The organism is Pseudomonas sp. 18175 (genome assembly GCF_050432925.1).
Classification (GTDB): Bacteria; Pseudomonadota; Gammaproteobacteria; order Pseudomonadales; family Pseudomonadaceae; genus Aquipseudomonas.
This window is the reverse complement of the sequence record NZ_JBKFTO010000003.1, coordinates 244,814-256,718: the sequence shown is the minus strand read 5'-3', so window position 1 is coordinate 256,718 and position 11,905 is coordinate 244,814. Positions and strand designations below refer to the sequence as shown.

Here is an 11,905-nt window from a genome sequence, read left to right as displayed (position 1 = left end):
CTGAACCACCGCATTCGCGAGCAAGCCCGCTCCCACATTTTGATTGGGTTTCTTCAATGGCTAAGCTGCATGCGTTAGAAGGTGATTTCCATATTCACCGTCGGCGTCGACGTACGGCTACCCCGGCCACCGTCCACGCCGAACTTGTTGTGCCAGTACTCATACCCCACCCCCAAGTACAGGTTCGGCTTCACACTTTTACCCGGCAGTACCGCCACCATTAACGCCGTACGCATCAGCGCTTCTGGTGCGGTGTCACGCCCATGGTAGTCCTCGCCTTTTTCCCCGACATAATTGATGAAGCCCTGGAATTTCGCCCCGTGGTTGGCAATTTCGAACGGGCGCATCCAGGTCAGGTTGAGCATGTAGGTGGCGTCGAAGGTGTGGTTTGACTCCTGCGCACCGGGGATGCCGGTGTGGTTCTTTTCCTTGTAGTACAACAGGCTCAGGTCCAGCACGCCCACCGTGTTGAACTTCAAGGTCGGGCCGATCACCCCTGCGCGCTTTTTCGCCGAGGCGAAGTTGTTGTTACGGTTGGCATCAAAGCCCAGGGTCAGCGCGTAGTCCTTGATCACACCGGTACCCAGTGGCACATCGAACACCCGCGACGCGTACAACTGGTGCCGGTACACCGCATACACCTCGCTGCCGCCGTGGTCGGTGCCTTTGCGTGGGTCGCTGGTGTCGGAAAGGAACACATCCAGGTTCAGGAAGTTGCTGCCGTATTGGTAGCCGCTGGCGTGGGTGAAGCTGTAAATGCGCTTGCTGAAATCGTCGGGGTTATTTGGATTGGTGAAGTGTTGGCCGTAGCGAAATCCTACGCTGTTGTTCATCCATTCCACCGCGACAGCCTCCCCGCCGCCAAGGAGGGTGAGCAATACGGTTGCGCCGTGCAGTGCCTTTTTCATTGTTTTAATTCCTTTGGCGTTTGGCTCATGACGGCCTTGCAGGGGCCGCCGGGCGCAGTATCAGCACATGGGCGGTGTGTGCCAAAGAACAGAATCTCGCCTGGGCCGATGCCGAAACGGCAGCAGCGAAATTGCCGTGAAAGTCAGGAAATACAAGGTCCCCAGGATGTTTCTTCACGTTCGCGCAGGGCGATTTCTTCCCTCAGCAAGTGAGTCAGGGCCTGCACCGCTACCGGCAGGTCACGGTCTTTGCGGGCGTATACGCCGAGGTCGCTGAAGATGCCGCCCTGGTCACTCAAGGGGATATGCAACAGTTCGCCGCGTGCCAGGTCGGCCTCGATGCCGATACGGGTCTGAAAGGCGATGCCCAATTGCTGGCGCGCCAACTGCCGCGCCAACTCCATGGAGTTGCTCTGCAGCAAGGATTTATTCGCCGCCGCACGCTTATGCAATGGGGCGATCAGGTGATGCACCGACAACTCGCTCTTGGCCTGGATCACCCCATGTTCGCAACATTGCCCGTAGCTAACCCTGGCTTCCCCTGCCAACGGATGGGCGGGTGCCATCAGTGCCCCCAGGCGGAAATGCCCGACGCACAGCTGCGTGATTTCGCTGTTGCGGGGTAGGGCAAACGCCAGTCCCAAGTCAGCTTGGCCATTGATCACTGCGCCGGGAATCGACTGCGAGCCCTGCACCGTGACGCCAATGGTCACTTGCGGGTAGCGCTCGCGCATGCGCTTGAGGGCGGCGGGTAGCAGTTCGACGGCGGCACCTTCCACCGTGGCAATCTCCACATGGCCAGTCTGCACGCCGTGCAAACCGTCCAACTCACTGCGCATCCGTTCCACATCCTGCAGCAGCAGCGTTACGTGGCGAGTGAAGATCTCCCCGGCGGCGGTCACGCGCAGCCCACCGGGCAAGCGTTCAAACAGGGCTGCGCCCATCTCGTCTTCGAGCTTGAGGATCTGTCGGTTCACGGCCGATGACGCCACGTTCAGCCGGCGTGCGGCCTCGCGGATAGAGCGGCAGCGTCGCACCATGTCGAAGTAGTAAATCGCCGGGGCGTGAATTCGCAACTTGCGGTTGAGCATTTTTTTTTCCGGTCTTTTTGCGCACGGCTTCAAGCCACGGGGCAGGGCGGCTGAATGGATTTTTGTAACGGTCGTGCCAAGTCTATTGTGAAATTGATTGTATACAACTCTATGGACATCTCTCGTTTCCTTTGCATACAGTGAATGCACAACAAAAACAGAGACCCCCCCACCATGACTATCCCGAAGGCGTCACCGCAGCGGCCGGAAGATGAAAATCTGGGCGTCGCCGCCAACATGGCTTACGGCCTGCAACATGTGCTCACCATGTACGGCGGCATCGTTGCCGTCCCCCTGATCATCGGCCAGGCAGCCGGGTTGTCGCCGGCCGATATCGGCCTGTTGATCGCCGCGTCGCTGTTTGCCGGTGGCTTGGCCACGTTGCTGCAAACCCTTGGCCTGCCGTTCTTTGGTTGCCAATTGCCGCTGGTACAGGGCGTGTCGTTTGCTGGCGTGGCAACCATGGTGGCGATTGTCGGCAGCGACGGTGCTGGTGGTGTGCCGGTGATACTCGGAGCGGTGATGGCCGCGTCGTTGATCGGGCTACTGATCACGCCGGTGTTTTCGCGCATCACCAAGTTCTTCCCGCCGTTGGTCACCGGTATTGTGATCACCACCATCGGCCTTACCCTGATGCCCGTTGCGGCGCGGTGGGCCATGGGGGGTAACAGCCGGGCGGCGGATTTTGGCAGCATGTCGAACATTGGTTTGGCAGCGCTGACCCTGGTGTTGGTGTTGCTGCTGAGCAAGATCGGCAGCGCGACGATCTCGCGACTGTCGATTCTGTTGGCCATGGTGATCGGCACCGTGATCGCGGTGTTCCTGGGCATGGCGGACTTCTCCGGTGTTACCCAAGGGCCGATGTTCGGTTTCCCCACACCATTCCATTTCGGCATGCCAACCTTCCATGTGGCGGCGATCATTTCCATGTGCATCGTGGTGATGGTGACGCTGGTCGAGACCTCGGCGGACATCCTCGCGGTAGGCGAGATCATCGACACCAAGGTTGACTCCAAGCGCCTGGGCAACGGCCTGCGTGCCGATATGTTGTCGAGCATGTTCGCGCCTATCTTCGGCTCATTCACCCAAAGTGCCTTCGCCCAGAACGTCGGCTTGGTGGCGGTTACCGGGGTGAAGAGTCGTTTTGTAGTGGCCACTGGCGGATTGTTCCTGGTGATCCTCGGGCTGTTGCCCTTCATGGGGCGGGTGATCGCGGCCGTGCCGACATCGGTGCTGGGTGGGGCAGGCATCGTACTGTTCGGCACCGTGGCGGCCAGCGGTATTCGTACGCTGTCGAAGGTGGATTATCGCAACAACATGAACCTGATTATCGTGGCCACTTCCATCGGTTTTGGCATGATCCCCATCGCGGCGCCCAGCTTCTACGATCATTTCCCGAGCTGGTTCGCGACCATTTTCCACTCGGGCATCAGCTCATCAGCGATCATGGCAATCCTGCTGAACCTGGCCTTCAACCACTTCACGGCCGGTAACTCGGACCAGCAGTCGGTGTTTGTGGCGGGGACTGAGCGCAGCTTGTGCTTCCGGGATGTGTCGGAACTGCGTGACGGGGATTATTTCAAAGGCGGCAAGCTGTTTGATGCCGAGGGTCGGGAGATTCCGTTGGTAGCGGATACTCTGAGGAAAACCGCTAAGCCTGAGACCACTGAGGTTTAGAAATGTGGGAGCGATGATTCGACTTGCTCGCTCCCACATTTGATCTCAACTGGCTTTGAGGATTGTGCTAGGCACCGAACACACCTCATCCAAAAACTTCACCACAGTCCCCATGCATGCCTGGCGTTCTTCCACATGGGGCATGTGGCTGGAGTCTTCAAACAGCGCCCAGCGCACATCGGCGATTTCATCCAGGAACGGCTTGACCACCAGCGGCGTGGCCTCGTCGTGGCGCCCGGAAATCACCAGGGTCGGCACATTGATGGCTGACAGACGACCGATGGACTTCCAGTCCTTCAAGCTCCCGATCACGTGGAATTCGGTGGGGCCGCTCATGGCGTGATACACCGTAGGGTCTGAGTCCACCTGGGCAAAGGTGCGCGCCACTTCTTCCGGCCATGGGTTGACCCGGCACACGTGATGGTCATAAAACACCCGCGACGCCGCCAGGTATTCCGGGTCTTGGTAAGTGCCGGCGGCTTCGTGTTTGAGCAGGGTTTCGTGCACGCCTTCAGGCAACAGCTTGCGCAGGCGGTTGGCCTCGCTGACCCAGGTGCGCATGCAGGTCGGCGAGTTGGCCGGGATAAACGCGCGCAGGCCCTTGGGCTGCAACATCGCGTGTTCACTGCCGAGCATGCCACCCCAGGACTGGCCGAGGATCGCGTAGTTATCGCTGATCTGCAGGTGGTCCAGCAGGTTGTTGAGTTCTGCGAGAAACAGCTCGACGGTCCAGAAGGAGGGGGCTTCGCCGGGCAGGTGGGTGGAGCGTCCGTTGCCCAGTTGGTCGTAGTGGATCACGGCATGGCCGCTGGCGGCGACGTCCTTGAACGCATCGACATAGTCGTGGGTGCAACCGGGGCCACCGTGGATGACCACCAGCGGTGTACGGCCGCTGGACAGGTCGCCGGTGACGCGATACCAAGTCTGGTAGGCGCCGAACGCCGCATACCCTTCGCGGATTTTTTCGATGAATTCCATTTCGTACCCTGCTCTGTGAATAAGGATCAGGGACACGATAATCTGCGCGGGAAACTTAAGTAACTAGCAAAACAGCTAGGTTTTGCCGTCGAGTCAGTCTTCGAGGAGGCGGTAATGGGTGGCGCGCACCACCGCTTGCACGCGGTTCTTGGCCCCCAATTTATGCATTGCCGACGCCAGGTGCAGGGTGACCACCGCCAGGGATCGGCTCAATTGCGTGGCTATTTCAGCGGCGGTCAGGCCATCGGCGGCCCATTTGAGGCACTCGCGCTCCCGTTTGGTCAGGTGAATATGTGGGTAAGTGCGCAGCTCCTTGCCGAACAACGGGTAGGCCGCTTCCTGTAAGGCATGGGAAATCAGGCTGAAATCCGACAAGGTCTGCTGGGCATCCTGCAACACGGTCTGGGCCTTGCCGGTGCGCAGGCCCGTCAGCGAGGCAAAGCCGCCACGGGGCAGGTGGATCGGTACGCTCACGCCACAGGTCAGTTGCTGGTCGTGCAGGTAAGACGACACCGGGGCATGGCAGGGGTCGATAATTTTTTGCAGGGCCGTGTCGGCCTTGGCTTCGTAGGACCACACAAACGGTGACACGCAGCTCAAGGCCAGGTGCTGCACAGGATCGATCTGGTAAAAACCTTCGCTGCACCACAGGGTGTGCCAGCCGGGCGGGGTATTGCGCAGCTCCAGTACCGATGGGGTGATGAGTGCACCATCCTGGTCAATGGGCACTGGGGTGTAGTCATACACCAAGGCATCGAAACCCAACTGTTGGGCGAGGATAAAGGTGTTGTCCATCTGCTCGTCCAGGCTCCTGCCCGGCATCAGACGGTGATTGAAGGCAGTCAGCTTGCTCAGCATCCGTTCTGCTCCCGAATTCATTTGAATCTCGACTTGCTGCAAGTAGAATGCCACGCCCCGGCGAAGGACTGCCAGGCCAAACCTATAAGAACTGCTAGGTTATGGACGCGTGGCAACCTCGGTAGTGTTGGCCCGTTAAGCGGCCGCACCTGCCAGGCCGATACAACACAAGGAATGTATGCATGTGGCGTGAAATTGCCCCCGACCAGCGGTTCAACGTGCAAGTCGACGGTCATAACCTCGTGGTCTATAGCTTTGGCGAAGGCGATGAGGTGCTGTTGTGCCTCAACGGCGGGCCAGGCCTGCCGTGTGACTACTTGCGCGACGCCCATGGCTGGCTCAAGGAGCATAACCTGCGAGTGGTTGCATTCGACCAGCTTGGCACGGGCGCATCAGCCAGACCGACCGATGTTTCCCTGTGGGAAATCCGCCGTTATGTCGAAGAAGTCGAAACCGTGCGCCAAGCCCTGGGGCTGGGCCGCGTGCATTTGCTCGGGCATTCCTGGGGCGGCTGGCTCGGTATTGAATACGCCATTCATTACCCCGACGCCCTGAAAAGCCTGATCCTCGAAAACACCGTCGGCGACATTCCGCACCTGTCCCAGGAACTGGAGCGCCTGCGCGGCGCCCTTGGCAGCGAAACCGTGGCCATGATGCAGCGTCACGAAGCCATGGGTACGCTGGACCATCCGCAATACCAAGCCGCCATCACCTTGCTCAACTACCGCCACGTGTGCCGCCTCGACGAATGGCCCGAGCCGGTCAAGCGCTCCCTCGGCGACTGGAACATGGGGCCCTACGAAACCATGCAAGGCCCCAACGAATTCCTCTACATCGGCAACCTCAAGGACTGGAACCGCATCCCTGAGATGGCCGAGTTCAAAATGCCGATCCTGATCACCACCGGTCAGCACGACGAACTCACCCCAGCCTGCGCCATGCGCATGAAAATCGCCGCCCGCCACGCCGAGTTGCATGTGTTCCCCAACAGCAGCCATATGCCGTTCTACGAAGAACCCCAGGCGTATTTCCCGGTGTTGCTGGACTTCCTTGCACGTCACCGAGGCTGACGGATGAATTTGGCGCGCTACCGTTTTGTATTGTCCCGGCCGTTGCAATTGCTGCCGGTGCTGTTTGGCATCAGCCTCATTACCTTTGTGCTGGTGCGCTCGATTCCCGGCGACCCGGCGCGGGCCCTGCTGGGGTCGCGCAGTACGCCGGACGCCTTGCTGAAAATCCGCGCCCAGTACGGTCTCGACCAGCCGTTGTGGCTGCAATATTTCTACTTCCTCAAGAACCTGCTCAAGGGCGACCTCGGCCAGTCGCTGTTGTACAAGGTCGATGCGCTGAAACTGATCGTCACCCGCATCGAGCCGACCCTGGTGCTGGTGCTCGGTAGCGTGGTGCTGGCGCTGCTGATCGCGGTGCCGCTGGCCACCGTGGCCGCACGCAATAAGGGCGGTTGGGCCGACAACCTGATCCGCGTGTTCACCACCGTGGGCCTGGGCATGCCGGCGTTCTGGCTGGGCTTGATGCTGATCCTGTTGCTCAGCGTGCAGTGGGGCTTGTTCCCGGTGTCCGGCTACGGGCGCACCTGGCTGGACAAGGCCCATCACATGGTGCTGCCGTGCCTGACCATCGCCCTGGCGCTGTCAGCGGTGTTGGTGCGCAACCTGCGGGCCAGCATGTTGATGGAGTTGCAGGCCGACCACGTGACCGCCGCCCGTGCCCGAGGGTTGCCTGAAGCGGCGGTGTTTCGTCGTCACGTGCTGCCCAATTCCCTGGTGCCGGCGGTGAACCTGCTGGCAGTCAATATCGGCTGGCTGATCAGCGGCACGGTGGTGATCGAAAGCCTGTTCGCCATCCCCGGCATCGGCCAATTGCTGGTGCGCGGCATTTTTACCCGCGATTACATGGTGGTGCAGGGCGTGGCGATGGTGCTGGCCTGTGCGACGGTGGTGGTCAACTTCATCGCCGATGTGGTCACCGTGGCCCTCGACCCACGGGTGAAGATGCAATGAGCAGCCGTCCGTTGATTGCCCCATGGCGCCTGCGTTTGCGTTTCGGTTTTCGCAATGGCCGCCTGACCGCTGCGTGGGGGATGTTGATTCTGCTGGTGTGGTTGGGGCTTGCGCTGTTTGCGCCGTGGGTCGCACCTTATGACCCGATTGCGCAGAACACCGACATCAGCTTGCTCGGGCCCAGCCTGGCCCATCCCTTTGGTACCGATAATTACGGTCGTGACATTCTGTCGCGAGTGATCTGGGGCGCGCGTATCGACCTGCAACTGGCCATTATCGGCGTGATCTTCCCGTTCATGATCGGCACTTTTATTGGCGCAGTCTCGGGATACATCGGCGGGCGTTTCGACAGTTTTTGCATGCGCGTGATCGATGTGATCCTGGCGTTTCCCTTCTTGGTGCTGATGCTGGCAATCATGGCCATCCTCGGGCCGGGCTTGAAGAGTTTTTATATCGCCATGGCGCTGGTGGGCTGGGTGTCGTATGCGCGGTTGATCCGCTCGCAGATCCTGGTGCTCAAGGAAAGCGACTTTGCCCTGGCGGCCGAAAGCCTCGGCTTTGGCCATGGGCGCATTTTGTTTCGCCATCTGCTGCCTAACGCGATGTTCGGCTCGATCGTGTTTTCCATGTCCGACGCCGTGCTGGTGTTGCTCAATGGCGCCGCCGTGAGCTACCTGGGCCTTGGCGTGCAACCGCCGACTGCCGAGTGGGGCACGATGGTCGCCGAAGGCCAGGCCTTTATCACCACCGCCTGGTGGATCTGCACGTTTCCAGGGCTGGCCATTGTGACCCTGGCCATGGGCTTCAGCCTGCTGGCGGACGGCGTGGCGCAAGTGCTGGGGGATCGCTCATGAGTCTGTTACAGGTGCAGGATTTAAGCGTGATCGCCAATAACAACGGACGCGATGTCACCCTGGTGGACCGCGTATCTTTCGACCTGGCCGAGGGTGAAATCCTTGGCCTGGTGGGCGAGAGCGGCTCGGGCAAGACCATGGCCTGTCGTGGCCTGATGCGTCTGTTGCCGTCGCCCAACCTGCGGGTGCAGGGCGGCGCGGTGCGCTTGGCCGGCAAGGATCTGTTGCAACTGGACGCTGCCGGGATGCGTGCCGTGCGCGGCGGGCAACTGGGTATGATCTTCCAGAACCCCAGCAGCCATCTGGACCCGCTGATGCGTATCGGTGAGCAGATCGCCGAGGGCGTGCGCCTGCATCAAGGCGCGTCGAAAAAAGACGCGCGACGCCAGGCTATCGAGGTGTTGCGTCAGGTGGGCATCCCCGATCCCCAGGCGCGGGTCGATAATTTCCCTCACGAGTTTTCCGGCGGCATGCGCCAGCGCGCGATGATCGCCGTGGCCTTGGGCTGCAACCCGAAGGTATTGATTGCCGACGAGCCCACTACCGCCCTCGACGTCACCGTGCAGGCGCAGATCCTGCGGCTGTTGCTGGACCTGCGGGACCAGCGCGGCCTGTCGATCATCATGATCACCCACGACCTTGGCGTGGTGGCGCAGACCTGCGACTCCATCGCCGTGATGTACGCCGGACGCCTGTGCGAACACGGCAGCAAGTATGACCTGCTGGCCAATCCCCGGCACCCGTACACCGCCGGGCTTATCGACTGTCAACCGGCCCATAGCAGCGGCCATGCCTTGCTGCGTACCATCCCGGGCCAGCCGCCGTTGCTGGATGCCTTGCCCGTTGGTTGTCGCTTTAACCCGCGCTGTCCGCAGGTGGGGGCGTTGTGCACTGAACGGTTGCCCGAAGGTACGCGGGTTGCTTGCCACTACCCGTTGGAGGCACGCCTATGAGCCTGTTGCAGATCAAGGACCTGGAGGTGAAGTTTGCCGCGTCCGGCACCGGGCTGTTCGGGTTGAACAAGCAGTGGGTAATGGCAGTCAACGGCGTTTCCCTGAGCCTGGCGGCGGGCGAAACCCTGGGGTTGGTGGGCGAGTCCGGCAGCGGCAAGAGCACCTTGGGCCGGGCAATTTTGCACCTCAACCCGATCAGCGGCGGCCAGGTGTTATTCGACGGCATCGACATGGCCCACGGCAGCGCCGTCGACATTGCGCGTTTGCGACATGAAACCGCGATGATCTTCCAGGACCCGTACGCCGCGCTGAACCCACGCCATACCATCGGCGAAACCCTCGCCGAGGTGTTGCGCGTACAGCGCAAGGTCCCGGCCGAGCGGATCCCTGCGCGTGTCAACGAACTGCTCGACCTGGTGGGCCTGCGCCCTGAACTCGCCAGCCGCAAGCCCGCTTCCCTCAGCGGCGGCCAGTGTCAGCGCGTCGGCATTGCCCGGGCGCTGGCGGTAGAGCCGCGCCTGATCATCGCCGATGAATGCGTGGCGGCGCTGGATGTGTCGATCCAGGGTCAGATCATCAACCTGTTGCTGGAGCTGCAACAGCGCATGAACCTGGCGATCCTGTTTATCGCCCACGACCTGGCCATCGTGCGCCGCCTGTGCGACCGCGTGGCGGTGATGTACCTGGGCAAGATCGTCGAAGAGGGGCCGGTGGAGGCGGTGTTTACCGCGCCGCGCCATCCCTATACGGCGGCGTTGATTGAGGCGATTCCCGAGATTGATCCCCATCGGCCATTGCCTACAGAGCCCCTGCCAGGTGAGCCGCCAAGCCCACTGAATTTGCCTACAGGCTGCGCCTTTCACCCGCGTTGCCGGCATGCGCAGCCCATGTGTTCCGTGGTGTTGCCGCCGACTCACTTCCTGCACGAGCATCGGTACAGTTGCGTGCTTGAACAACCGTTGACCCTTTCTGCCGTCCATAAACAAGGAGTTATGACATGCAATCGCGCCACTTGAAGTTGCTTGCAGCCGCTACGCTGACCGCCTGGTCCCTTACTGCGGGGCTGGCGCACGCCGCCGGTGTATTGACCATTGGCTGCCGTGAAGACAGCACCACGTTCGACCCGATCAAAAGCGCGCAAAACCGCGACACCTGGGTATTCGCCAACGTCTACGACACCCTGGTCCGCGTCGACAATCTGGGCACCAAGATGGAGCCGGGGTTGGCAGAAAGCTGGGAGATTTCCAAGGACGGCCTGACCTACACCTTCAAGCTGCGTGACGCGAAGTTCTCCGACGGCTCGCCGATTACCGCCGAAGACGGTGTGTTCAGCCTGCTGCGTATTCGCGACAACAAGGCGTCGCTGTGGAGCGACCCGTTCAAGCTGATCGACACCGCCAAGGCCACCGACGCCAAGACCCTGGTGGTGACCCTCAAAACCCCGGCAGTGGCCTTCCTCTCCCAACTGGCTTCGCCGACCGTGTCGATCCTGTCGGAAAAAGCCATGACTAAACTGGGCGAAGACGCCTACTCGGAAAACCCGGTGACCTCCGGTGCGTTTACCGTGGACGAGTGGCGCAAGGGCGATCGGGTGATCCTGAAAAAGAACCCGAACTTCTGGCAGGCCAAGAACGTGAGCCTCGATGGCGTGGAGTGGGTCTCGGTGACCGACGACAACACCCGCATGCGCATGGTGCAGAACAACGAACTGGACACGGCGATCTTCGTACCGTTTTCCCGGGTTGAAGAGCTGAAGAAAGACAAAAACGTGGTGGTGCATTCCGACCCATCCACCCGTGAAGATCACCTGTTGATCAACCACGAGCATGGCCTGTTGGCCAAGCCGCAAGTGCGGCAAGCGCTGGACATGGCCATCGATAAACAATCGCTGGTGAAGACCGCCACCTTCGGTCAAGGCACCGTGGCCTATTCCTACATTCCCAAGGGCTCGCTGTTCCACTACGCCAACAACCTTCAGCGCCCGTACGACCCGACCGAAGCCAAGAAACTGCTGGCCGCCGCGGGGGCCAAAGACTTGAAGCTCAACTATGTGGTCAACGCCGGCAACGAAGCCGATGAGCAGATCGCGGTGATCATCAAGGATCAACTGGCCAAGGTCGGCGTGACCGCCAACTTGCAAAAGGTCGACCCGACCCAGAGCTGGCAGATGCTGGTGGACGGCGAATACGACATCTCGGTGATGTACTGGACCAACGACATTCTTGACCCGGACCAGAAGACCACCTTCGTACTAGGCCACGACACCAACCAGAACTACATGACCCGCTACAAGAACGACAAGGTCAAGGACCTGGTGGCCCAGGCACGCATCGAAGCCGATCCGGTCAAGCGTGAGCAGATGTACGTGGAGTTGCAGAAGTTGGCGAAGCAGGACGTGAACTGGATTGACCTGTACTACAGCCCGTACATCAACATTTCACGCAGCAACATCAGCAACTTCCTGCAGAACCCTTTGGGCCGCTTCACCCTTGAGGAAGTGGTGAAAAACTAAACCCTAGAGAACACCGCAATATAAATGTGGGAGCAGGGTTGTGTGGGAGCGGG

The 11,905-nt window shown here is 60.6% G+C and carries 11 protein-coding genes; 7 read left to right on the top strand and 4 right to left on the bottom strand.

The features are described from left to right. Positions 1-74: 74 nt before the first annotated feature. Positions 75-908 (bottom strand): nucleoside-binding protein, encoded by an 834-nt coding sequence (locus ACLD1Y_RS06190; protein ID WP_429476373.1) that lies wholly within the window; start codon positions 906-908, stop codon positions 75-77. A 143-nt stretch (positions 909-1,051) separates the two neighbouring features. Beyond that, positions 1,052-1,999, bottom strand: coding sequence for a LysR family transcriptional regulator (locus ACLD1Y_RS06185; protein WP_429476371.1), 948 nt, complete (start codon positions 1,997-1,999; stop codon positions 1,052-1,054). A gap of 174 nt (positions 2,000-2,173) precedes the next feature. Between ACLD1Y_RS06185 and ACLD1Y_RS06180 the strand changes: the two genes are divergently transcribed. Next, positions 2,174-3,676 carry a nucleobase:cation symporter-2 family protein gene (locus tag ACLD1Y_RS06180; RefSeq protein WP_429476369.1) on the top strand — a complete coding sequence of 501 codons (1,503 nt, stop codon included), beginning with the start codon at positions 2,174-2,176 and terminating at the stop codon, positions 3,674-3,676. Positions 3,677-3,721: 45 nt separating this feature from the next. On the opposite strand, the gene ACLD1Y_RS06175 is transcribed toward ACLD1Y_RS06180, so the two are convergent. Together ACLD1Y_RS06175 and ACLD1Y_RS06170 are read right to left on the bottom strand one after the other, a co-directional pair. Continuing rightward, positions 3,722-4,654 (bottom strand): proline iminopeptidase-family hydrolase, encoded by a 933-nt coding sequence (locus tag ACLD1Y_RS06175; protein ID WP_429476367.1) that lies wholly within the window; start codon positions 4,652-4,654, stop codon positions 3,722-3,724. A 93-nt stretch (positions 4,655-4,747) separates the two neighbouring features. Continuing rightward, on the bottom strand, positions 4,748-5,512 hold the full coding sequence (locus ACLD1Y_RS06170; RefSeq protein WP_429476365.1) for a LuxR family transcriptional regulator: 765 nt from the start codon (positions 5,510-5,512) through the stop codon (positions 4,748-4,750). 182 nt (positions 5,513-5,694) lie between these two features. Here ACLD1Y_RS06170 and ACLD1Y_RS06165 point away from each other — a divergent pair, with 182 nt between their 5' ends. The 6 genes from ACLD1Y_RS06165 to ACLD1Y_RS06140 are packed head-to-tail and all read left to right on the top strand — an operon-like array spanning position 5,695 to position 11,852. After that, positions 5,695-6,582, top strand: coding sequence for a proline iminopeptidase-family hydrolase (locus tag ACLD1Y_RS06165; RefSeq protein WP_429476363.1), 888 nt, complete (start codon positions 5,695-5,697; stop codon positions 6,580-6,582). 3 nt (positions 6,583-6,585) lie between these two features. Further along, positions 6,586-7,533 (top strand): ABC transporter permease, encoded by a 948-nt coding sequence (locus ACLD1Y_RS06160; protein WP_429476361.1) that lies wholly within the window; start codon positions 6,586-6,588, stop codon positions 7,531-7,533. Then, entirely contained in the window at positions 7,530-8,387 is an 858-nt protein-coding gene (locus ACLD1Y_RS06155; protein ID WP_429476359.1) for an ABC transporter permease, read from the top strand. Before ACLD1Y_RS06160 ends, ACLD1Y_RS06155 begins: the two co-directional genes overlap by 4 nt. Continuing rightward, a complete protein-coding gene (locus ACLD1Y_RS06150; protein ID WP_429476357.1) occupies positions 8,384-9,340 on the top strand; it encodes an ABC transporter ATP-binding protein in 957 nt (318 codons plus the stop codon). Before ACLD1Y_RS06155 ends, ACLD1Y_RS06150 begins: the two co-directional genes overlap by 4 nt. Then, on the top strand, positions 9,337-10,356 hold the full coding sequence (locus tag ACLD1Y_RS06145) for an ABC transporter ATP-binding protein (protein WP_429476355.1): 1,020 nt from the start codon (positions 9,337-9,339) through the stop codon (positions 10,354-10,356). The genes ACLD1Y_RS06150 and ACLD1Y_RS06145 overlap by 4 nt, the downstream gene beginning before the upstream one ends. Then, positions 10,338-11,852 carry an ABC transporter substrate-binding protein gene (locus ACLD1Y_RS06140; protein WP_429476353.1) on the top strand — a complete coding sequence of 505 codons (1,515 nt, stop codon included), beginning with the start codon at positions 10,338-10,340 and terminating at the stop codon, positions 11,850-11,852. The genes ACLD1Y_RS06145 and ACLD1Y_RS06140 overlap by 19 nt, the downstream gene beginning before the upstream one ends. The last annotated feature ends 53 nt before the right edge of the window (positions 11,853-11,905 follow it).

Bases quoted from the DNA above. Each gene is read 5' to 3' on its own strand.
- ACLD1Y_RS06190 (WP_429476373.1), bottom strand. From the start codon at position 908: ATGAAAAAGGCACTGCACGGCGCAACCGTATTGCTCACCCTCCTTGGC.
- ACLD1Y_RS06160 (WP_429476361.1), top strand. From the start codon at position 6,586: ATGAATTTGGCGCGCTACCGTTTTGTATTGTCCCGGCCGTTGCAATTG.
- ACLD1Y_RS06155 (WP_429476359.1), top strand. From the start codon at position 7,530: ATGAGCAGCCGTCCGTTGATTGCCCCATGGCGCCTGCGTTTGCGTTTC.
- ACLD1Y_RS06175 (WP_429476367.1), bottom strand. From the start codon at position 4,654: ATGGAATTCATCGAAAAAATCCGCGAAGGGTATGCGGCGTTCGGCGCC.
- ACLD1Y_RS06170 (WP_429476365.1), bottom strand. From the start codon at position 5,512: ATGCTGAGCAAGCTGACTGCCTTCAATCACCGTCTGATGCCGGGCAGG.
- ACLD1Y_RS06145 (WP_429476355.1), top strand. From the start codon at position 9,337: ATGAGCCTGTTGCAGATCAAGGACCTGGAGGTGAAGTTTGCCGCGTCC.
- ACLD1Y_RS06165 (WP_429476363.1), top strand. From the start codon at position 5,695: ATGTGGCGTGAAATTGCCCCCGACCAGCGGTTCAACGTGCAAGTCGAC.
- ACLD1Y_RS06150 (WP_429476357.1), top strand. From the start codon at position 8,384: ATGAGTCTGTTACAGGTGCAGGATTTAAGCGTGATCGCCAATAACAAC.
- ACLD1Y_RS06180 (WP_429476369.1), top strand. From the start codon at position 2,174: ATGACTATCCCGAAGGCGTCACCGCAGCGGCCGGAAGATGAAAATCTG.
- ACLD1Y_RS06185 (WP_429476371.1), bottom strand. From the start codon at position 1,999: ATGCTCAACCGCAAGTTGCGAATTCACGCCCCGGCGATTTACTACTTC.
- ACLD1Y_RS06140 (WP_429476353.1), top strand. From the start codon at position 10,338: ATGCAATCGCGCCACTTGAAGTTGCTTGCAGCCGCTACGCTGACCGCC.